The sequence below is a fragment of the Chryseobacterium endalhagicum genome (assembly GCF_016745235.1).
Classification (GTDB): Bacteria; Bacteroidota; Bacteroidia; order Flavobacteriales; family Weeksellaceae; genus Chryseobacterium; species Chryseobacterium endalhagicum.
Window position 1 is genome coordinate 59787 of sequence record NZ_JAELVM010000001.1, and the last position, 23528, is coordinate 83314.

Sequence of the window (23528 nt, forward strand, 5' to 3'; positions counted from 1 at the left end):
TGGAAAAATAATAAAAAAACCGCGATGTTAAAACCGCGGTTAAAAAAGTTATATTTTTCAGGGATTATTCTCTGCCTTTAACGAGGATCCAGCCTGTGTAATTGATCTGGGCCTGCTTGCCGGAAGGCTCATTCCAGTGAATTTCAAACCAATAGTTTCCGGTAGGAACTCTCTTGCCGCCTACAGTGCCGTCCCATTTGTACCCGTTAGATTTGTCACCCTGGAATATTTTGCTGCCGTAGCGGTCAAAAATAGAGAATTCCAGATTCTTTTTACCGGACAATAATGAGTAGTCAAGAACATCATTTACCCCGTCATTATTGGGTGTGATAGCGTTGATCAGGTTAGGAATTGTAATGTCCACTTTGATAGGATCACAATTGTAGTTGTCCTTTACATATACAGTATGGCTTCCTCTCGGCAAATCTGTAAATGTATTGGAATCCTGCCACTGAATATTATCAATTGAATACTGGTACGGAGGAGCTCCGCCTATTACGGACACTGTAATCGAAGTATTGGAAATGTCAATATTGGTAACCACCGGCTGGTCGGAGGCGTATACTTTTACGGTCTGTAAAGTCACACAGTCTCCCGTTTTAAGCTTCACCCAATATGTTCCCACACCCGCATTATTGATGGTCTGTGTAGTGGCCCCTGTGCTCCATTCATACCCATTAAAACCAGGACCTGCATCGAGGGTGGTAGTATCTTCAATACAAATCACCTTGTCAACAAGTACCGCCGATTTCACCGGAGGAAGAACGGTAAGGGTTACTTCTGCAATTCTGTAACAGCCGTTGGCGTTGATCACCTTTACATAAGCAACACCGTTGGGTGCTTCATAGTTTGCAGGGTTTAGAATCTCATTGGTATTGTTATCTGCATCCGTAGGTGAGGGATAATACCTTTTGGTTACTCCTAACTGTGTAGTAACGGGTGCGTTGGTAAGATTAAATAAACCTGTGGCCGGATTGGCTTCCAGAAAGCAAACCCTTAAAGAAGCATTGTTCACAATAGGGCTTTCCGATACGGTTAAATTCAATGTCACCTCTTCACAGTCTGTAAAATCCGGATTATTTCCACAGAATTTATAAACAAAAGAATCCGGGCCTACATAATTGAAACCGGGAGCATAGCTGATTACTCCTGTAGCCGGATCAATGACTGCATTCCCGTTGACAGGAGGTGTAACGATTATGACACTCCCCGGGACTACAGATTGTGTTGAATTGGTAAATGTCGGAACAATAAGTTTTACCCCGTCACATACCGTTGCGTTCGTTGTCGTTTCCGTAAGACACGTAAATACTTTATACACGGGAGTGGTGATCGGCGGGCATGAACCTACAGTGATCTTTACCGTATACTCACCGGACTGTGTCGGAATATAGGAATTGCTTATTGCAGTCGGAATAGGGGTATTGTTTCTGTACCACTGATAAGAATCGAAGCTGTCATCTACCTCCAGCACAATTCCGGGAATACAGTCTCCCGTCTGCTTGGCAATAACAGGGATTGAGGAGAATCCGGCAAAATACCCGCCGTAGCCTACCACACCGCTCCCTCCGGAGATTCCTGCAGTAACTGCTTTTGATGAAGTGATGGTCATATTCCCGGTAACATTCGGAACAGAGTAGGATACCCATGATGAAGTTCCCAATACAGGATAAGGACCCTGAGCAGCCGGAGGAGTAGCACCATTTACAGTAACGGCAGCTCCCGTCTCTGTAAGAATATTAAGTTTAACATTGTTGGTTGTTGGAGGAAGAATGTTGATATTGCCTATTTCATCAATCTTTCTCGGAAGATAACAGTTTAATGGGGGAATGTAGTTGAATCCCACAGTAGCATTACTTGCAGCTACACCTGCCAGCAGCTGATACACGTAAACATTTTTGGTGGTTTTAATGTACATATTGTAGTGGCCGTTACCCTGGTTGATGTAATTGGTGTTGTTCAGCTTGTTCACTCTGTAGCTTTCCCCTTCACTCAACGTTATTGCAGGAGTTGCCCCGTTATTGATGAATACCTGGGTTCCGCCTTCGGTGGCAACGATCAGGGCGTCTTCCATTCTTTCGCTGATGTCTCCGTTTCCTTTTACAAGAACGAATTCATTTCCGAGTCTGTCTGTAGGTACAGATTGGTCCATGACAATATCAGCACCATCATAAAAACCACCGGCAGGGATGATCGCAAACTGACCGTTAAAGTTTCCGTTGGTAACAGAAATAGGTTTATCAGCCTCTATTTTGGCTCCGATAAAACCTTCTTTATTACCTGCCTTGTCGCCAACGCCTTCAACGATGTAGGATTGGCCTTTGTTTAAAGTAAATGTCAGGGTTGGATTGGTCACACCTGTCCATCCGTTCGAAAAGATCACATCGGCAGAATAATCTGAAACGGTAACCTGAGTATTGTCTTCCGTAGCCATAATGCCGGTCGTGAAATTCAGGGCGACAACAGGGTTTTCAATAGGCGAGACTACTGCATAAAACTTTTTGCCGATTCCTGCTTTTCCTTTAGAAGTAAGAATTTCTCCGTGGCTGCTTACGGAAAATCTGAAGGTAGCAAAATAAGGTTTTGTTCCTTTTGTGTACAGCCCTTTATTCACCGGAGTGAATAGCTCGGAAGTATTGCTTGTGATAATGCTTCCAAGCGGAATAGTAAATGTTTGCGGGTTTCCTTTACTTACGGTTACTGTTCCCAACAGCGTATTGTTGCTGAAAATCTCTACAGGAAATGGAGTAGTGGAGTCTGTAGAAAAATACAGGGCCTGCTGCGGTGAGATGATGTTGGTGCTTCGGGCTGCCATGGGAGCGAACCAGTGTTCGGTATCTCTTTGGGCAAGAAGCGGGTTGATGGTAACGAGTAATAAAAGAAAACTGAGTAAAAGTTTTTTCATTTTTATGGGAATTAGGATTGTCGCAAAAATAGCAGAATATTTAATGTGTCATTGAAAAATGTTTAAAAAATATTGAATTTAGGTTAAAAAAAAACCGCGATTTCAAATCGCGGTTAAATATTTATTGTTAAGAATGGTTTATTCAATGTTTTTTACTAAAATCCATCCTGTGTATTTGATCGGAGTTTTTTCTTTATTGGTTTCAGTCCAGTTGATATGGTACCAATACGTTCCGGTGACAAGCTTTTTATCATAATGTCTTCCGTCCCACTTGTAATTATTGAATTTATTTCCTGTGAAGACCATATTTCCGTAACGGTCATAGATCATGAATGAAAGGTTTTCTTTGTACCCTAATTCACTGTAATCAATGAAATCATTTCTATTATCACCGTTAGGAGTAATAGCGTTGATCAGGTTCGGAACCGTTACTTCTACTGTTGTAGGATCACAGTTATACGCATCTTTTACGTAGAATGTATGCTGGCCTCTCGTTAATCCTGTGAAGGTATTGGAATCCTGCCAGTTGGTTGGTGAATCTACAGCGTATTTGTAAGGTGGTTTTCCTCCGTTTACGATTACTGTTGCTGTTGTATTGGTAATTTCAATCTTGGTGATTACCGGATCTTCTGCTTTTCTTACTCTTACGGTCTGTTTTAGGAAACATCCGTTTTTACCAAGGATTACAGAATATTCTCCCACTCCTACATCCTGGATAGAAGCTGTTGTAGCGCCTGTACTCCATAGATAAGATTCATATCCAGGTCCCGCATCCAGATTGGTTTTGCTGTCTACACAGATATACTGGTCTACAAGAATTGGAGATTTTTTTATCAGAAGAGCAATCAGTTCAATTTTTGCAATAGCTGTACAGCCTTCAGTGGTTGTAACTTTTACGTAAACAAATCCTCCGGTAGACGGGTAGTTTGCAGGAGTCGTGATTTCATTGGTTCCAGCATTAAGGTCTGGTAGTGTAGGATAATATTTCTTAACTACTGTAAGCAAATTGGTTACATCTGCTTTTGTAAGATCAAAATAAGCATATGGGTCTACATCATACTGACATGCTTTGATTAATGCATCTCTTACCACGAACGGTACCACAGTAAGGTTTAATGTTACCTGCTCACAGTCGATGAATTCAGCGGCATTACCACAGAATTTATAAACAATCTGATCCGGACCGTAGTAGTTGGCAGTCGGTGTATATGTAATCGTACCGTTTGCGTTAACTACAGCTGTACCGTGTGCCGGTGGTGTAATGATCACCACTGTTCCTGCTACAGGAGTCTGGGTAGAAGAAGTAAATGCAGGAGTAATTACTTTGGTTGAACATGCATTTAATGTCTGTGTAGTCAGTTTTAAACAGGTATGTACCTTATAAATCGGTGTTGTAATCGGCGGGCAGGTACCCATTGATACTTTTACCGTATAGTTTCCGGAAGTCGCCGGTGAATAGGTATTGGCTGTTGCACCAGGAATTGCCGTTCCATTGAGGAACCACTGATACCCTTCGTAGCTGTCGTCCACTTCCAGGATAATTCCAGGGGCACATTCTCCTGTTTTTTTCGAGATCACAGGGATTGACGAGAATCCGGCAAAGTAACCGCCATATCCGGCAGAACTGTACCCACCGTTGATCCCGGCAGTGACTGCTTTGGTAGAAGTGATGGTAATATTTCCGGTAACATCCTCTAAAGCATAGGTCTGCCACTGGGTATTACCCGTCAGCGGATAAGGTCCCTGTGCTGCAGTTGGTGCCACTCCGTTTACGGTAACACTTGCTCCTGTTTCTGTTAAAATATTAAGTTTTAAGGAAATTGGAGCCGTAATGTTTGGCATTTCGTTGATTTTTCCAATTTCATCAATTTTTCTTGGAAGGAAACAGTTCAATGGCGGAATATAATTAAATCCATTGGTAGCATCACTTGAGCCTACTCCGATAAACTGGTATAAATAAACATTTTTAGAGGTAGAAATAAACATATTGGAATGCGTTCCTGCACCTGGCTGAACTACATAGCTTGTTTCGTTGATTCTGTACCATCCTCCTGCATTGATCGTTTGAATAGGTGTGGTAGAGCCATTTAAAAATATTTCTGTGTTGTCTTGTGTCGCAATGATAAGACCGCCTTCCATATTCAGACTGGGAGCGGTAGATTTTGTTTTTACCATGGCAAAAGTGTTCCCAAGTCGGTCTGTAGGTACAGACTGGTCAAGACTCGGGTCTGTTCCGCTTGGAGAAGCTGAAAAGTTACCGTTACAGCTTCCGTTGGTAAGGGTAATCGGCTTATCTGCCACGATTTTAGCCCCCATAAAACCTGACTGGTTGACAGAGGCACTTCCCGGTCCGGCCAGAATAAATGATTTTCCTTTATTTAAGGTAAAAGTATGGGTGGTTCCGGTAGGAGTACCTCCATAAAAAGTTACCGGGTTAGTCCAGGTTACCGTTACGTTAGTATTGTCTTCAGTGGCAAGAACTCCCGCTGTAAAGTTATAAAAACTTGAAGTGTTCGTATTGGGAGCAGTAGCTACAAAGAATTCTTTTCCTGTACCTGCTTTTCCTTTACTGGTAATAATTTCACCGTGTACCGACTGTGCAAGCCTTAAACTACAGTAGAACGGCTTGTCTCCTTTTAAATATAATCCTTTTGAGCTTATCTGGAAGGCATCGGCTGCCGTAGTCGCAGAAATAAGATCCGGGTCTACCGTATAAGTCTGGGGATTTCCTTTGCTTACCGTAAGGGTAGTAACGGGAGTTGGTGAATTATTGTTGTATACTTTTACTTCAAAAGGAACAGTAGAGTCCGTAGAAATATAAAGCCTGTTGGAATATCCTCCATAACTATCATAATAAGGAGCAATCCAGTGCTCGGTGTCCCTCTGTGCAAAGAGGGTGTTGACTGATAAAAGAAGTAATACCAAACTGAGTAGAAATCTTTTCATGTGTGTGGAATTAGGATTTCTACAAATTTAAAATAATATTTGAAATAGTATTAAATAAATATAACAAAAGTTAAAAATTAATCACGATTTCTAAATAAAAGCCATTCGGAATATGAAACTTGTAATTTCATATCAGGCGCGGTTCATAGATTGGCTTAATATCCGGATGGAGCAAAAAAAGATCCCGGTGAAATTCACCGGGATCCGTATAGGTTCTTTGAAAGATGATTAAGCAAGGCTTACTCTTACAAATCCTGTTACTTTAAGATCAGCATTTACAGATTTTACATAGTCAGCTACAGAAATAGAGCTGTCTTTGATGAAATCCTGGTGTACCAAAGTATTGTCTTTGTAGAATCTCTGCATTTTACCTTTCAGGATATTGTCGATAATGTTTGCAGGCTTACCTTCTTCAGTAAGTTTATGTCTTTCGATTTCCAATTCTTTATCGATTGTTTCCTGAGAAACTCTAGTTTCGTCAAGAGCGATAGGGTTCATGGCAGCAGCCTGCATAGAAACAGCTTTAGCAGCTTCGTCAGCTCCGTCTACTTTAGCAGAAAGTGCAGTGATAGCAGCGATTTTGTTTCCAGCGTGGATGTAAGCTCCAAGGAAAGGCCCTTCGATTCTTTCGAATGCTCCGATCTCGATTTTCTCACCGATAACTCCTGTCTGCTCGATTAACTTATCAGCAACAGTAAGTCCGTGGAAATCTGTAGCTAAAAGCTCTTCTTTAGTTGCAGCGAAGATAGCCATTTCAGCCAGTTCGTAAGCAAGCTCAATGAAAGCTTCGTTTTTAGCAACGAAATCAGTTTCGCAGTTCAAAGAAATTACAACACCTAAAGTGTTATCTTCGTTTACTCTTGCGATTACTGCACCTTCACTAGATTCTCTGTCAGCTCTGTTTGCAGCTACTTTCTGTCCTTTTTTTCTAAGGATATCTACTGCTTTTTCGAAGTCTCCTTCGGCTTCCACTAAAGCTTTCTTGCAGTCCATCATACCTGCACCTGTTTGGTTTCTTAATTTTGCTACGTCTGCAGCAGCTGGTGTATAAGACATAATATCTATTATTTTTTTATTTAAGATTAGTATTAATTTTTAGCTTAATTTTAGAGCAGTGCAAAGATAATGATTTTAATGATAAACTAAAAAATGACTTTTCACGTTATTGATATATTTAATACTATTTTAAAGGCTTGATTAATGAAAAAAATCTTTCTCCTTATATTTTTATGCATTTTTACACTAGGTTTTTCCCAAAAAAAGAAGAAATCGAAATCTAAAGCTGTTGTAGAAAAAGAAACGGTCATCATCTATACAGAGCAGGATGCCGAGGCTTCAAAAGAGGCCAGAATTATCGCAGGCTTCCTGAAACAAAATCCGGGACATGCCAAAACAGATTATTTTAAAAGAAAACTGATCGATATGATTATGGCAGATAATTCTCCGGAAGCGAAACCTACCATTAAACCAATCAGTAAAGAAAAAATTGAAAATATTGTTAAAAATAATGAACTGAACAGCGGGAAAGTGATGGTTTCCAATAAAGCATCTGCTGACAATAATGCCAAAAACACGGATAAAACGAATGAGGCTATTAAAGCTTTGAAGGAAGAAAGACTGGCAAGCTATGCTTCGGTAAGTTCAGCCAAAACTGCGGGTGTTGCGAAATCAGAACCCAGTGATGCCAATAAGAAAACAGCAGCAATGCTTACCCATCTTTTCAATAATGACATCAATAAAAATGAAGCTTATATCAATATCAAGAACAGATCAAACTGTAATCTGATCGTAAAAATAAGCGGAAAAAAATATTATAACCTGAGTGTTCCTGCCAAAGGACAAAATTTTATCCTGATCGATAAAGGAGAATATGTACTGACCACCATGGTGTGTGATGCCAAATACTCTTCCATTAAGAAAGTAACACAGGACATTGAGATTGCCCTCAATATCGCCGATTAGAAAAAGAACAACAAGAAGGAAACTATAAAAAAACGGTTAAGAAATTTTCTTAACCGTTTTTGATTTTTATCCTTTAAACTGCCCCATCGCAATGAATTTCTCCTGTCTCTGGGTTTCAAGTTCCTGTCCTGAGAATTTTGAAAAGGCTTTGATATTCTGTAAAATTGAATTTTTAAGATTCAGATAAGCCGTTTCAGGGTCGTACTGAGCGCCTCCAAGCGGCTCCTCAATAATACCGTCAATGAATTTTTCTCTTAAAGCATCTTTAGGGGTAAGGTTCAATGCATTGGCTGCATCTTCCTTGTGATCCCAGTTTCTCCATAGAATAGAAGAACAGCTTTCCGGTGCAATTACAGTGTACCATGTGTTTTCAAGCATGTATACTTTGTTTCCTACACCTATTCCCAAAGCTCCGCCGCTTGCTCCTTCACCGATGATATAAGTGAAAATAGGCGTTTTAAGCTGAACCATTTCGAAAATGTTTCGGGCAATAGCTTCACCCTGACCTCTTTCTTCAGCTTCCAAACCAGGATAAGCTCCCGGTGTATCTACTAAAGTGACTACAGGAATGTTGAATTTTTCAGCAAGCTTCATCAGTCGCAAAGCTTTTCTGTATCCTTCAGGATTCGGCATCCCGAATCTTCTGTACTGTCTTTCTTTGGTGGTTCTCCCTTTCTGGGTTCCAATGATCATTACTTTCTGACCGTCCAATGTAGCCAAACCGCCAATCATGGCAGGGTCGTCTGCGAAATTTCTGTCTCCGTGAAGTTCCAGAAAACTTCCTTTATCCACCATTCCGTTGATATAGTCTATCGTATAAGGACGATCCGGATGACGGGATAATTGTACTCTCTGCCAAGGGGTAAGATTTTCGTAGATTTCTTTTTTCTTTTCTAAAATCTTATCCTCAATCTGGCTGCATGCTAATTTTACATCAACACCACTTTCTTCTCCTACTAAAGAACAAGTTTGAAGTTGATCCATTAGATCTTTTATAGGAAGTTCGAAACTTAAATATTCCATTTCTTGAAGTAAATTAAATCTTTCAAATTTATGAAAAATTATGAAAAACTATTTAAAATTATTGATCGCATTGTTTATTCGGGAGATACTTTCCTCTTTTCCAATCAGTTCCATGATATCCGGAACATCAGGACCTTTCAGTTCTCCTACCAGGGCCAAACGCAGCGGCATCATCACTTTTCCCATTCCCAGCCCTTTGTTTTCGGCGAAATCGTGAACGGCCTGTTTTAGGGTTTCAGAAGCAAATTCTGTAGTGTTAAGGCCTTCTGCCAGTTCTCCTAAAACAGCAGATGTTTCTTCATTCCATGCTTTTTTAGACGCTTTTTCGTCATAAGAAACCGGAGCTTCGAAGAAAAATTTTCCGTTTTCGTAAATATCAATTGGGAAGGTTGCTCTTTCTTTCATCAGATGAATAATTTTTAATAATTTTTCATCCTCAATATTTAAGTTTAAATCTAAATTTTTAAGAATAGTTAATAATTCTTCATTAGATTTTAATTGGATATAATGATGATTTAGTGATTCTGATTTTTCTTTACTAAATCTGGCTCCGGCTTTATGAACTTTATGTAAATCAAATTCTTTGATCATTTCTTCCAAAGTGAGATTTTCTTTATCGTCAGCAGGAGACCAGCCTAAAAGCGAAATCATATTAATAAATGCCTCAGGAAGATAACCGCTTTCTCTATAGCCTTTTGAAACATTTCCTGTTTTAGGATCCGTAAAGTTTAAGGGAAACACAGGGAATCCGAATTTATCACCGTCTCTTTTGCTTAATTTCCCGGAAAGGCCCTTCTTTAAAAACTGTTTTACAGAAGCCGTCAGCGGGTTGTCTTTATCATTTTCTCCCAGCATGGATTTGAATCTCGGGCTTTTTACCTCTGCAAAGAAAGATTTAATAAGCTCTGCGGATTCATCAAAAGAAAACTGACTGTTTTTCAATACAAATTCTTCCGTAAAAGATTTTGTAATACTGTCTATATTATCTTTATTAATTAAGGTAGATACGTCAGGTTTCAGGATTAAAGAAAGATGGGCAAACTGCGGTGCTTTCCAGCCCATTGCTTCATACAGTAACGTATGCAGGCCTAAAGACGGCAGCCATTCTTCACCACGGATCACGTGGGAAATTTCCATTTCGTGGTCATCAATGATGTTGGCGAAATGGTACGTAGGCATTCCGTCGTTTTTTACCAAAACTTTATCGTCCAGCGTATTGGTATTCACGGAAGAATGTCCGCGGATAATGTCTTCAAGATTCAGGGTTCTGTCCACCGGCATTTTGAATCTCACCACATAAGGTGTTTTTTCATCCAGCAATTTCTGCACTTCTTCCTCAGAAAGGGCAAGACTGTTTCTCAGCTGGTTTCTGGTTCTGTTGTCATAAGAGAAAACCTCTCCTTTTGCTTCAAACTCAGCACGGATGGCATCAAGTTCTTCAGAGGTATCAAAAGCGATGTAGGCATAGTCTGTTTTCAGGATCTGCTCCGTATATCTGTCGTAGATATCCCTTCTTTCAGACTGTCTGTAAGGTGCAAATTTTCCTCCTTTCTTAGGACTTTCATCGGGAATGATTCCGCACCATTCTAAAGCTTCTTCGATGTAATCTTCAGCTCCTTCTACATATCTCGCCGTATCGGTATCTTCAATCCGAAGTACAAATTCACCACCCTGGTTTTTAGCAAAAAGATAATCATATAATGCGGTTCTTACGCCTCCCAAATGCAAAGGTCCTGTAGGACTTGGAGCAAAACGAACTCTTACTTTCTCCATTTCAATAAAAATTTTGTGCAAATTTACTTAAAATTAACCGAGTTAGAGTTAAGAATATTAAGATTAAAAGGCCGGAAGACGGAAGCCTGAGGCTGGAAGTTACTCTCAGACGGATAATTTCTTACGGTTATTGTAAGATTTGATTCAATATTTAAAAGAAATTAATAAAATCAGAGGACAGCAGATCTTTAGAATTACCGATAAGTTCCTGTCTTATTTAAGCATCAGCAGTTTAAAGAACAGCACGGGATTTTTATACTTGATCCTGTACTTTTCCTTTTTCCATTCCTTGTGCAGTCTTTCTTTTTCAGACTCCGAATCTGTTTCCGATAAAAGGATCTCGTATTTGAAATGAACGAGCTTCAGGAGGTACTTTTTATAAAGTTCCCTGTCGGATTTTATATAATCCAGGTATTTATGGGTCACTTTTTCATAGGAATCCTGCATCACCTTCCAGTTTCTTGAAAGGCTTGTGGAAAGAATCCTGTAGTGGAATAATTTTTTATCGATGAATCCAATCCTGTACCCTCTGGAAGTCAGTCTTAAATTCATGTCCCAGTCTTCAGTATTAATATTTTCATCAAACGGATGCTGTACCAGAAGTTCTCTTTTTACAAACGTTCCTACATTCGCTGTTTTGTTTTCCGAAACATTTTCATGGAAGAAGTTGGGAAGGCTTTCTATGATCTGTTTTTTTTCTTTGGGCGTATAAATATCTGTGGTTTTATCTTCAGACTGGTAGTATTTATACCCATCAGAAAGGATAAAATCTACCTGGTTTTCTCCGATGTAAGCTACTTTTTCTGAAAGATGGTCTTCTGTAAACCAGTCGTCTCCGGAAAGCAGGGACACATATTCTCCCGAAGCCTGTGAAACCGCAATATTGATGTTTTTTGCCACGCCAAAACTCTCCGTATTCCTGATCATTTTATAAGGCTTGTCAAACCTGGCAAGAACCCGTTCTGCATTTTCAAAAGTTTTATCCTTCGAAGCATTATCCAAAAGAATAATCTCATAATGGGGATAGGTCTGCGAAATTGCGGAAAGGCACGCCTGTTCAATGAACTTTTCATGGTTCATGGTAATGATGATAAGGCTTACAAGAGGCGGGTTGTTCATTGATATTGGATGTGAAAATGTTTTCTGTTTAAAATTAAGGATGTGTCCTGTAAATGAAATAATAATATTCCTCAGTGGATTTCCTTACTAAAACAGGCTTTTGAGTCTGAAGAGAAAAATATTTGTATATCTTTTCTTCAAAATCTAATCTTGAAATAAATTTATGATAATCTTTTGAAATAAGAATAATATAATCCGGATCTGTTTTTTTCAGATAAGTAAGATAGGCATCCCAGTCTTTTTTCTTTTTAGTCAGTAATAAAGTGGCATTATTCAGTCCCCACGTATCATATAAGTAGCCATCTGAAAAATAAGCAATGGCTCCGGCATCAGAATTAACGACTTTAAACTTCTTATTTTCCTTTACAGATATTTCCTTCAGGTATTTTCCAATGTATATGGGGCCGTTTACCATGGCTTTTGAATAGGCATCTATATAAAAAGTTCTATGAGAATTCAGATACCTGCCATAATTGAAAAGTCCGGCTATGCTTAAAACAAATAAGGCGATATTTAATTTTTTATTTTTAAAAACGTCTAAGGTTTCATAGCGCAGGAAATAAATGTAATATACAAACAATGGGAATCTATAACGGTCAAAAAAATTCATAACCTCGTCTATGAAAAAGGAATAGTAAATGATAAAAAAGAATAACGGAGCATAAAAAACTAATTTAGTTTTATAATTCCTCACCGCATAAATGATGATTGGCAGAAAGACAATGGTAACTGTTATGAAATTCTGGATTTTTGCCGCTGAAAATTCTCTGATGTTTTTTAACAGGAAAGGGAGAGGAATCAGTACGTCATAGTAATACGCCGTATATAAAAAATACAGTGTTACTGAAGCTAATACACACAGCGCTCTTTTAAAAAATATTTTGCTGAAAAGCTGAGTGTCAATCACGAAAAAAAGCGTGAATACAATAGATTCCGGCCGGATAAATGGCAATATAAAGGCTAAAAAATAAGCAATATTGTGATTCCTGTATTTCAGAAAAAGAAATAAGACAGTGGCGAAAAAAACAGTTTCCAGGCCATGAGAGATATTAAACGCGGACCACACACTGAAGAAAACTGAAAATACCAGTATGAAAATCTTTGTGAAGAGGGATTCATGTATTTTAAAGCTTTGAAATAATGAGGCGAGGAGCACCGTAATCAATAATAAACTTATGCCTTTATTGACGTAAACAGGGTTAATGATAGGTTCAAAATTAAAAAAAAAGCTTTGAATAAGCATCCATACCACACTGGTCTGTCCGTTTCCCTGAACGGTGTCTATGATATTATACCACGGTTTTCCTTCCTGAAAAAAATGCTTCGAATAGGTAAGGGTAATGTATGAATCATCCAGAAATGTATCTCTTAACGTATACGTGAGATAAATTAATGGAAGTGAAATTATAATTAAAAATATTGACGATAAGAATAGATCATTCTTACTATTTTTTTTCATCATATTGTACCGGTGTGTTTAAGGGCTAAGGGAAAATTATGTATTTAATAACTGCTCCAGCTTCTTATCAAAAGTTTCAGGATCCAATCTGTAATCTTCGTGGAATCCTTCATCATCCTGCGGATAAATATAGAAAAAAAGATCAAAACCTACTTCTTTGGCCAAAGTAGAAAAAATAGCAAAATTCCCCCATACGGAACTGAACCAGCTGAGACCTTTAGCACCTGCATTGGCAAACAGTACATTCGTCCAGGCGGCACCGCTCGGACCGATAATGTATTCCGCGTTGTTGATCAGGTAGATCTGCTCGTGGATATTCAGGTCTTCAAAAAAGACTTCTTCAAATCCATGCTTCTGTGCCAGACCGAAAATTTCTTCCTCATTGTATTTTCTGTACTGGGATCTTCGGGAAATAAATATCCTTTTAACCGGCTGGATATGCACTTTGGCTAGATCCAGATTGTCAAAAGCAGTTTTTCTGAGATATTGCAGTGATGATTTCGACAGTTTGGTAAATCCGGCTTCATAAGTCATTCCCGGCATAATATTCGGAACCGCGTAATTGTTGCTCGTGATATGCCACAGCTTTTTGAACTGGTAATAGTTTTTATCGTGGTTGAGGAATAGAATTTTGTAATCTTTGAGAAAGAACATCAGCAGGTCTTTCAGATTTTCTACTTTCTGTACGTCTTCATCTACAATGATCAGCTTGTTTTTGGCATCAGGAATATGCTGAAAAAATTCAACCTTGGAAAGGATATCTACCAGAAAATGATAATAATTGAAGGTAAAAGTTCCACCCAGAAAAATAGCTTCTTCATCGTAATATACATTCTTGTGATTCTTTACCTTGGCAAGCGTCATCGAATGCTGCATCAGATTATTGGTATTGTAAACATACGTAATCCTGTCGTCATCATGCCATTTCTCGTAAAACAGCTTTTCTTTTTTCAGATCTAAAAAGTATGTGGAATTGGGAATGCAGAGTACATTTTGAAGCGCAAAAATCTCTATGGGATTTTTAGGTGTTTTTATAGAAACCTGAGGCGTATCAAACGTTTTAGGCAGAAACAATTCGGACTCCTGTTTTTCACTGATCCTGATTCTTTCCGTACAGTATTCAGACGGGATAGAATCCAGCGGTAAAAAATCGGTTACAAGCCTTTTTGCTTTTCTGAAAAAGGATTTGATATAATATTTTTTTCTAAGTGCCTTAAGCTGCTTTTCTAAATTTTCAATTTGTTCCTTCGCATTCATATTCTAAAACTTGGAATAACCAAAGAATTTCGGTCGTCGTTTCACCTGATGTACAGCGTGTATTTTCTATATAATTTCCCGGTAATAGCCTATGGTTTCATCCACCATCTTATCAATCCCGAATTTTGCTTCTACTAATTTCCGGGCATTCAGTGCCAATCTGTTTCTCAGCTCCTCATCTTCAAAAATAAGACTGATCTTTTCGTGAAAATTTCCTTCCTCCGCAATCATCCCGTTTACAGGTTCTTCTATGATCTCTTTAAAGGAGTCTATAGCCGAACATACAACGGGTTTCTGCATCGCCATTACCTCGAGCAAAGATAAGCTAAAATTTTCACCCTTGGAGGGGAAGCATACCACCTCTGCTTTGCTGATCAGCTGTACAATTTCACTTCCTGTTTTATTTCCGTAAAAGTGAACCGAATCTCTGGTTCGGGAATCCTGAATATTCTCAGCGATATAAGCCGGGTAGTGGTTGGGATTTCCTATGAAATGGAGGGATGCCTCCGGATAGTTTTTTTTCAGTTCAATAAAATTACTGATAAGCGTCTCTGCACCTTTTTCAAAAGATACATTTCCTAAATAGAAAACAGATTGTGGAATAATTTCTGCGCTGGGTTCAGGCTTATAGAATTTTTCATCAATACCGTTATAAATCAGCCTTGGATTTTTGATGTCAAACAGGCTTTTATTGATGGTTTCATTGTATTTGGAAATGGCAATAATATTTTCAGCCTGCTTAAAAGCTTCTTTCTCACAGAAAATTCTCCCCTTATGAACTTTTTTGTAGCCGAAATATTTTTCCAGTACAGACCATGAACCGTGACATCTGATCACGTATGGAATGTTTTCAGGAATTGAAAGTGCTAAACCGTCGAAGTCATGGGTTTCTGCAATATCAAAATGTAGATCGTTCTTTTTGATCCAGGCATTTATTTTTTCAGAAATTATTTTTTTCTCCGATAAATAGGTTTTAAAATGAATCTGCTCGAAAGCTTTTATTTTTCCGGTAAAAGACCTTAGCAGTTCAAGGAGTGGATTGGCTTTGAAAATATCTTTGATTGAATGAATCTTCACACCGTCTTCCTCCACATCAAACGCATACTTTGAAATTAAAAATACATGTACGGATATGCCCCTTTTTACCAGTTCCGTGCACAGGTTTTTATAGAAAACGCCTGTACCGCCCACTTTAGGGCCTCGTGAACATTTGTATTCCCGGGTAACGATCAGTACACTTCTTATTTCTTTCATGAATTCAGTTTAAATACAGTGTTCACCCAATGGTCAAGGGTATACTTATCATAAACTTCTTTAGGCAGCTTTTCGTATGGAGTATGGAAAAAATCTTTTTTGATGTTACGGAAATTCTTATCCAGCACCAGAATATTACGGGGATTATAGAAATCGTAAGTTTTGATGGTAGGATTATCCGTGATGATTTTCTTTTCCAGCGCCATGGCTTCAAATATCCTGAAGCTCAGGCCGGTCTGGTCAGCACGCATCAGATCAAGAATCACTTTTGTATTCTTGTAATAATCCGGCAGTGCATGATGAGGTATTTTTTTTCTTCCGAACTTTAAAATCTCAATATTTTTCTGGTCAACAATCTGGTTCAGTTTATTTTTCCAGCCTTTTTTACCCACCATATATACCTCGAATTTTATTTTCATGGCACATACCCTGTTGATCAGCAGGTTTAAAGCTGAAAGTCTTTTCTGATCATAAGAAGTGATGTAGAACAGATCCAGCTTCGGATGCTGCTTCTCGGCAGGAATATGATCCAGATAATTATAATTCGTGATCTTTTCGAATCCGAAATTTTTTACATCATTATCGTCGAAGGAAAAAATAGTGTCAAAATAGTGCAGAAGATGGGTGGCAGGGTTTCTTGCCATGCTGTCATAAAGGTAGGCGATATTCCGGTCTGCATATTCCCTGATCTTCTTATGGATGCTTTCGTCAATCGCTTCAGGATTGATGACCAGAATCTGATCCTGTTTTCCAATTTTTTCCAGAGATTCCAAAATGAAACTTTGTCTTTTGTGATATTTGGGGTTTTTGCCCAGAAAAATCTTGCTGAAAGTGTTTTTCAAACGTTCACCAGTATTTTTATGGGTAAAGGCTCCGATGTTGATATGGCACGCCTGAATGCCTTTATCACTCAGTTTTTCCACTATGTGTTCATCATAATGCCAGAAATCGAAGCTGATTAAACAAATTTTCATACTGCAAAAATAAAAATTTCATAATTAAATTTATATTTTTGATGAAAACCCTGAGCGGAATGCAAAAGAAAATTCTTATTGATGCTGAAAGATTAAAGTACCCGAAGTCGGGAATTGCCAACGTATGTGTTTCATTAATAAAGGGTCTGGACGAAAAAGCCTCTGATTTTAACTATACTTTTTACGGTCCGAAAAAAAATATTCCACAGACAAAAAAAAACTTTACAGTCATCGATTGGAAGTTCTGGCAAAAGAAAATTCCTTTTAATACCGGTAAGTTTGCTCTTATTCACACTGCACACCAGCTTTCCGACTATTTTCACAGCATAAAAAAAGGGCAGAAGAAGGTGGTTACCCTTCATGATCTGAATTTTTTGCATGACAACAGCTCAGAAAAGAAAGTCAGTAAAAGTAAAAATCTCGTTCAGAAAAACATCGGCAATGCGGATGCGGTAGTTTGTATCTCAGAATTTGTAAAAGATGATTTTATAAAAAACAAAGCACTTTTCAGTTTAAAAGATACTGTGAAAGTGGAAGTGATTTACAACGGACTTATCTTTCCGGAATCTGCGGATTTCAGTTCTAAAAACAGCTACAGTTTTATCGGAAAAAAATTCATCCTGAATATCGGAGTGCTTTTCCCTAAAAAAAATCAGGAAGTGCTGCTGGATCTTATTTCTCAAAATGACAGGCATCTTGTGCTGGTTACTTCTTCTGCAAAATCTGCATACAAAGAGAAGTTTTTAGAGAAAATCAAAACATTAGGACTGGAAGACAGGGTGCATATTCTGGAAAATGTAGATAACAGCGAAAAATATTTTCTTCTACAGCAATGTGAATCGTACTGTCATCCATCATTGGCAGAAGGTTTTGGAATTCCCCCTGTGGAAGCTATGTATTTTGGAAAACCGGTTTTTTTAAGCCGGCTGACAAGTCTTCCCGAAATTGGCGGGAATCTGGCATTTTATTTTGATGATTTTTCAGCAGAACACATGCAGCAGGTTTATGCATCGGGAATGCAGGCTTATGGCTCAAAATCAGCCGAATTTGCTTCCCAATTGAAGGAAAGAGCGCTGAAATTCGGTTATCTGGAAATGGCGGGTGCCTACGAAAAACTGTACAGTGAACTGCTGAATTAAAGCTTGATCTTCCCGAGTCTCAATTTCCATTTAAAGATATCGAAACTGTCGCAGCCTTTGATATCAATCCTTTTGATCTCAAATTTATTTTTCCACGGATAATAGTCGATATTGTTGCCAATACGTACGGCAGAAGTGATTCCGGCATTTTCCAGGAGGGAGAAAAATGCTCTTTTCTGTTCTCTTTTCTTCGGAAATTTACCATAAGGGTAGGCGAGTACCCTGGTAAAAGGAATTGCTTTTTCTTCAAGAATACGGATGTTTTCATGAATGTCATCTGCCGCCTCCTCTAGAGAAATCTGTGAATAGTTTCTGTGGGCGTGGCTGTGCAGGGCAATTTCTACATATTCAGGATTAAGTGAACGGATTTCTTCAAAGGTCATCATCTCACGGTTTGCATCTGCTTCATGATTCTGGATAATTCCGGTCGGGATGAAAATTGTTGCTTTCAAACCGTATTTTTCCAATAATGGAACCAGATACTGAAGGTTGTTGAGGTAACCGTCATCAAAGGTAAGAATCAGCTTGTGTTTGAGCTGGCAGCATGTAGTGAGATCATTAAAAAATAAGGTGTTATAATGGCTTTTAATGTACTGAAATTGCTTTTCCAGAGCTTCAGCAGAGACCGTAAGAAAGTCTTTACCGGAGATTTCTTTCTCTGGCAGCACTTTATGATACATGAGGATGCGGACACTGCCGGATTGTGAAAACCCAAGTGACCTTTTAATAAATCTGAACATGGTTATCTGAATTTGAGAGCCATCAATTTTTGCAGATTTTACCTGCATAAAATCTCAGATACTCAATATATTCTTTCGTTTTTGTTTATGGGTGGATATTCACCCTGAATATTGTATGAGTCTATGTAAATTGACAAATGTTACAATCTTCAAAATTAATGAAATATCAGATGCATGAGCTTAAAAAAAAATTAAAATTCTCTTTAAAGGATCTGACTGACAGGTATAAAGCTAAATAATATGTGCTGAATAACAGATGAAAAAGGATAAAAGAAAGTAATAAGCCTATCAACAACTGAAAGCTTTAACGAAGACCATTAAAATAACCTGAGTTTGGGATAAGAAGTTAAGATTAAAAGGCAGGAAGCTGGAAGCTAGAGGCTGGAAGTTACTATTAGACAATAATATTAAACGTTTCTCTTTAAATTTGTTAAATCGGATTGAAAAAATAATAAAACCGCGGAGTATTTCTGGCTTTGGACTTCAATAACTTCCCTCTTCGAGCCTCAAACTTCCTTACCCTATTTTACAGGGGAAAATGTCTTAAAACAAACAGCCGGCTGAGAATAATAAATCCGGCCGGCTGCTGTTATTTTGAATCTGAAAGAATACTATTTGAATTTGTAGAGCTCGTTGATCTTTATATATTTCAGAAAGGTATAAAATGCACCTGTTATAGAAATATAAAACCCTGCAACGCCATCCAGAAAACCTAATTTGAAAAAATAAGTTTTCATAAAATCGAAAAAAGGAGCAAATATGATCTTAAAAAGGGATACTGATTTTCCGTTCAGTACCTTTTTTTCAGCCATCAGCTGGGTGTAATTATTGATCTTCTCAATATGATGGGCGATACTTTTATAGGTGTAATGATTGATATTTCCGGGCAGTTTACCTTTTCTGTCTTCTGTTATAAAACATTCGTGAACCAGATCATCAGAATACTTTCCGTGTCCCTTTTTGAAGAATCTTTCTCTCCATACGCTTCCCCAGCCGCCATATCTGATCACTTTTTCCAGCAAAATATTGTTGAAATGAATCTCATACACGTTGTAGGAAGGATTGGAACTTTTTAGAATTTCTTTAATCGCATTCACGGCCATTTCATCCGGAACTTCATCGGAATCCAGGAACAGAATCCATTCTCCTGAAGCTTGCGACAGGGTATAGTTTTTCTGACAGCCGAAGCCGTGGAATTTTTTACTGATAAATTTTACCTTCGGAAATCCGGTACAGATCTCTTCGGTTTTGTCTGTGGAAAAAGAGTCAACGACAATAATCTCGTCAGCTATTTCATGAATACTATTGATACTTTTCTCAATGATTCTTTCTCCATTTAAAACAATATAACAGACTGATAACTTCATTAACGAAATTCTGTGATAGTTTTTTCAATGATTTTTACGCAGTCCAAAAGCTGCTCTTCTGTAATAACCAAAGGTGGTGCCAATCTGATAATATTTCCGTGGGTAGGTTTGGCCAGAAGCCCGTTTTCTTTTAGCTGTAAGCATAAATTCCATGCTGTAGAGCTTTCCGGAGTATCATTGATCAGGATGGCGTTTAAAAGTCCTTTTCCTCTTACTTTGGTGATAAGGCTGTTTTTTTCGATAATCTTCTGGATCTCAGCTCTGAAAAGCTGGCCCAGCTGTTCTGCTCTTTCAGACAGTTTTTCATCGGCAACCACATCTAAAGCGGCTACTGCCACAGCACATGCAATAGGGTTTCCTCCGAATGTAGAACCATGCTGCCCCGGCTTGATCACATTCATAATGTTATCATTGGCCAATACTGCGGATACTGGATACATTCCTCCGGAAAGTGCTTTTCCTAAGATCAGAATATCCGGCTGTACATTTTCGTGGTGGCACGCGATCAGCTGTCCAGTTCTTGCAATTCCGGTCTGAACCTCATCAGCGATAAATAATACATTATGTTTTTTACATAGCTCTGAAGCGTTTTTAAGGAAACCTTCGTCCGGAACATAAACACCTGCTTCACCCTGAATAGGCTCCACTAAAAATGCTGCGATATTTCCGGCTTCTCTGTTCAATACTTCTTCCAGTGCTGCAGTATCATTGTAAGGAATTTTGATGAATCCCGGTGTGAAAGGACCGTAGTTCTGGTTAGCATCCGGATCATTTGAAAAAGAAACAATAGTGGTTGTTCTTCCGTGGAAATTATTTTCACAAACGATGATCCTGGCTGCGTTTTCAGAAATTCCCTTTACTTCATAGCTCCATTTTCTGGCTAATTTTACGGCAGTTTCTACAGCTTCTGCTCCGGAGTTCATAGGAAGAACCTTGTCAAATCCGAAAAGAGTAGTGATTTTCTGCTCATATTCGCCCAGGTTTGAATTGTAAAATGCTCTTGATGTAAGGGCCAGTTTCTGTGCCTGTTCTACCAATGCGCCTACAATTTTAGGGTGGGAGTGTCCCTGGTTCACAGCAGAATATGCTGAAAGAAAGTCATAATATTTTTTGCCTTCCACATCCCATACAAATACGCCTTCTCCGCGGTCAAGAACCACAGGAAGAGGATGATAATTGTGTGCTCCGTGCTTTTCTTCAAGATCAATAAAATACTGTGAATTTTTTGCTGTTGCTGCTGTTGACATATGTTTTGGTTTTGGGCAAATTTAAGGATTATTAATGAGATGGCTGAACAAAAACGTAATACAGTACACGTTGGGATTTAAAGTGTATTTTCGGGCTATGTACTGCTGTTTTAGAAAATATTTCTTTTCTGATATGATGGTATAGTTTTTATATCTTTCGGGAAGGGTTTTGTATTATTTTAAAAAGGTGCTTTTGTCATGCTTTTCCTTTCCTGACGAAAGATTATTGATATTCAATTTCCTGAATCCTTTCGCTTATTTTTCCTTCATTATTTGAAGTAATGTTGGATACAATATTATTCTGATGATCATAGGTAAGACTGTTTTTTGTTGTTCTGCCTGTTTTATCCGGAAAAACGATGGCTGTTTCGATCGTATTTTCTTTTGCATCAAATTTGTTGAGGAGTGTATTTTGAATTTTTCCATTCCTTTTGGTAATGACGGTATCAGGCATATCAGCTAAAGTCCGGAACTGATATTCCGTGACGTCAATATCTTTCGGGTTGTCTGTGGAAAAGCTTTTGGTCTGTACAATCTGATTATTTTTGTTGTATTTACATTCTATCACCAGGTTTGTAGATTTAACGGATTTGATGATGAAATTCTCAGAATTATAATAAAAGGTTTCCTCTTCATCTATCTCATCCTTATTTTCTTCATATCTTCCATAACTGACCATTTTAACAAGCTTATTCTGATCATCATAGGTAAAAACCTGCTTCGCTGTATGAGTATTGTTTGTTATGCTGTCTAGCTTGCTATTGCTGTAATGATAATACGAAGTTTCCATTTCTTCTTTTTCTCCCTCCCGATACAGTTCTCTTTTTGTTATTATTCCCGCCTTGGAAAAGAAAATAGTTTCGTAATATTTTGTGATCTTGCCACCAAAATTAGAATGTGTTACTCGTAATTTTTTTATGTCTCCATGCACGCCGTAATCTTTTTTACTAAGAAGATTTCTGAATAATAGATCTTGCTTTAAAATTACCTCATCCAGTTCCTGTGCAGAAACAGACACCGGGAGGAGTAAAAGAATCAGCAGCGTGAAAACTGATTGGAGGGATTTTTTAATTGAAATAGTGGTCATTATTATTTGTGTTTAAAAAAAGCATAACCATTTTGGGGCTATGCTTTTGGATTATTTTTTAGGATGCTGCTTTCGCCATTCTGTTATATTCATTGGCTTGTTGTCTGGTCCGCATGTTCCGTTATATTCACATTCTTCGACGAAGTATTCATCGTAGTCTGCGTTGTCCCACCATTCTTTGAATTTAGGAAGATTGAAATAATTGTTTTTCTCCAGGATTTTAATATCATCTTGATTTAGAAAAAAACGTAATCTGCCCATTATTCTGGATCCGTCTCCGTGTCCTGAAACAAACCGTTTATCATATTTGTACTGTTCTGTAAAATAGGCTATGTTGGCAAGTATTTTAACTTTATTTTCATTTGAAATACCTCTTTCTTTATTATCTGCAAAATATTCAATGTAATTTTGAATGTTATTAAGTAAAAATCTATTGTCATTCGACATGTCATTTTGTATATCCGGCGTATATATTTGTTGTAAAACTTTAAAAGTATTAGTGTGTATTTTTACTGTTCCATCACACTTTTTGATCCAAAACAGTTTCCCAAAATCCTGTGGATTGTTTTTTTCAAATTTTGTTTTTTCTATAACCCATTTTAAAAGCTGTGTATCATCAGTGTAGCCAAATGATTTTACTAAATTCATCATGAAATTTTGATCATTAAGAATAAGCCATTTATAGTGAGCTTTATTATCATTGAATAGATACATATTAAGAGTTACAACAAACTGACTATTATTTTTTTGGGTTTGTATAAGATTAGGTAAATCTTTCCACTGTGCTATTGTCTGATTACCATCATTTGTTTCCAAGTTTATTGGGCTTTTTTCATATTCAGAAAGGTTTGGATATAATTTTTGATAATTAATAATTGAAGGTAGTGGATAAAAAAATGTTATAATTTTATTTTTTTTGGACACATATATATTCTGGTTATCGGCCGAGAGGGCATTAAAAACTAAATCTTTATTACAAGGTTCATATGTGTCAATTTTTAAGTAGTTTAAAGCTGAAGAATAATCAATAGTTCTTCCGAATATATTTTTTATTTTATCAGAAAAACTCTTTTGATCTAATGGCTTATAGCCGTTTGATTGTAATAGAGAATCTTCAAAACTTATTAATGCATTAAGGTCATTTTCTGAATAATCATCATAACTTCCATATTCTGATGCTGCTCCACTTTTTATTTGTCTAATTAAAATATCTTTAAAATCATTTTCAGAAAATTGAGTCTTAACGTTATTTCTTGAATTATTCATACTATTATTT

Annotated in this window: 17 protein-coding genes; 2 read left to right on the forward strand and 15 right to left on the reverse strand. The window is 37.8% G+C overall.

Translation table 11 applies throughout. From position 1 onward, the window contains the following. Positions 1-64: 64 nt before the first annotated feature. The 3 genes from JET18_RS00245 to tsf form a co-directional block, all read right to left on the reverse strand. Positions 65-2905: a T9SS type B sorting domain-containing protein gene (locus JET18_RS00245; RefSeq protein ID WP_202088295.1), complete on the reverse strand. Its 2841-nt coding sequence runs from the start codon at positions 2903-2905 to the stop codon at positions 65-67. Positions 2906-3043: 138 nt separating this feature from the next. Next, positions 3044-5851, reverse strand: coding sequence for a T9SS type B sorting domain-containing protein (locus JET18_RS00250; protein ID WP_202088297.1), 2808 nt, complete (start codon positions 5849-5851; stop codon positions 3044-3046). A gap of 228 nt (positions 5852-6079) precedes the next feature. Next, positions 6080-6907, reverse strand: a complete 828-nt coding sequence (tsf, locus tag JET18_RS00255; protein ID WP_202088299.1) for a translation elongation factor Ts — start codon at positions 6905-6907, stop codon at positions 6080-6082. A 144-nt stretch (positions 6908-7051) separates the two neighbouring features. Here tsf and JET18_RS00260 point away from each other — a divergent pair, with 144 nt between their 5' ends. Next, on the forward strand, positions 7052-7813 hold the full coding sequence (locus JET18_RS00260) for a DUF6759 domain-containing protein (RefSeq protein WP_202088301.1): 762 nt from the start codon (positions 7052-7054) through the stop codon (positions 7811-7813). A gap of 66 nt (positions 7814-7879) precedes the next feature. Here JET18_RS00260 and JET18_RS00265 read toward each other — a convergent pair whose 3' ends face one another. From JET18_RS00265 to JET18_RS00295, 7 genes are all read right to left on the reverse strand, one after another. Then, the gene (locus tag JET18_RS00265; protein WP_202088303.1) at positions 7880-8836 is read right to left on the reverse strand and encodes an acetyl-CoA carboxylase carboxyltransferase subunit alpha; all 957 of its coding nucleotides are present in this window, start codon (positions 8834-8836) and stop codon (positions 7880-7882) included. 48 nt (positions 8837-8884) lie between these two features. Beyond that, positions 8885-10609, reverse strand: a complete 1725-nt coding sequence (gene gltX, locus JET18_RS00270) for a glutamate--tRNA ligase (RefSeq protein WP_202088305.1) — start codon at positions 10607-10609, stop codon at positions 8885-8887. Positions 10610-10822: 213 nt separating this feature from the next. Continuing rightward, a complete protein-coding gene (locus tag JET18_RS00275) occupies positions 10823-11728 on the reverse strand; it encodes a glycosyltransferase family 2 protein (protein WP_202088308.1) in 906 nt (301 codons plus the stop codon). A gap of 34 nt (positions 11729-11762) precedes the next feature. Continuing rightward, on the reverse strand, positions 11763-13190 hold the full coding sequence (locus JET18_RS00280; RefSeq protein WP_202088309.1) for a hypothetical protein: 1428 nt from the start codon (positions 13188-13190) through the stop codon (positions 11763-11765). A 33-nt stretch (positions 13191-13223) separates the two neighbouring features. Then, on the reverse strand, positions 13224-14444 hold the full coding sequence (locus JET18_RS00285; protein ID WP_202088310.1) for a glycosyltransferase family 61 protein: 1221 nt from the start codon (positions 14442-14444) through the stop codon (positions 13224-13226). Positions 14445-14510: 66 nt separating this feature from the next. Next, positions 14511-15698, reverse strand: coding sequence for a glycosyltransferase family 4 protein (locus tag JET18_RS00290; RefSeq protein ID WP_202088311.1), 1188 nt, complete (start codon positions 15696-15698; stop codon positions 14511-14513). Further along, positions 15695-16672 (reverse strand): glycosyltransferase family protein, encoded by a 978-nt coding sequence (locus JET18_RS00295; protein ID WP_202088316.1) that lies wholly within the window; start codon positions 16670-16672, stop codon positions 15695-15697. Before JET18_RS00295 ends, JET18_RS00290 begins: the two co-directional genes overlap by 4 nt. Positions 16673-16731: 59 nt before the next feature. Between JET18_RS00295 and JET18_RS00300 the strand changes: the two genes are divergently transcribed. After that, on the forward strand, positions 16732-17811 hold the full coding sequence (locus JET18_RS00300) for a glycosyltransferase family 4 protein (protein ID WP_202088318.1): 1080 nt from the start codon (positions 16732-16734) through the stop codon (positions 17809-17811). On the opposite strand, the gene JET18_RS00305 is transcribed toward JET18_RS00300, so the two are convergent. From JET18_RS00305 to JET18_RS21860, 5 genes are all read right to left on the reverse strand, one after another. Next, positions 17808-18551, reverse strand: a complete 744-nt coding sequence (locus JET18_RS00305; protein WP_202088320.1) for a polysaccharide deacetylase family protein — start codon at positions 18549-18551, stop codon at positions 17808-17810. The two genes, JET18_RS00300 and JET18_RS00305, sit on opposite strands and share 4 nt — an antisense overlap. Positions 18552-19162: 611 nt before the next feature. After that, positions 19163-19918 carry a glycosyltransferase family 2 protein gene (locus JET18_RS00310; protein WP_202088323.1) on the reverse strand — a complete coding sequence of 252 codons (756 nt, stop codon included), beginning with the start codon at positions 19916-19918 and terminating at the stop codon, positions 19163-19165. Beyond that, the gene (rocD, locus tag JET18_RS00315; RefSeq protein WP_202088325.1) at positions 19918-21165 is read right to left on the reverse strand and encodes an ornithine--oxo-acid transaminase; all 1248 of its coding nucleotides are present in this window, start codon (positions 21163-21165) and stop codon (positions 19918-19920) included. The genes JET18_RS00310 and rocD overlap by 1 nt, the downstream gene beginning before the upstream one ends. A gap of 223 nt (positions 21166-21388) precedes the next feature. After that, positions 21389-22252, reverse strand: coding sequence for a hypothetical protein (locus JET18_RS00320; RefSeq protein ID WP_202088326.1), 864 nt, complete (start codon positions 22250-22252; stop codon positions 21389-21391). A 51-nt stretch (positions 22253-22303) separates the two neighbouring features. Beyond that, positions 22304-23518, reverse strand: a complete 1215-nt coding sequence (locus JET18_RS21860) for a hypothetical protein (protein ID WP_228728460.1) — start codon at positions 23516-23518, stop codon at positions 22304-22306. Positions 23519-23528 lie beyond the last annotated feature (10 nt).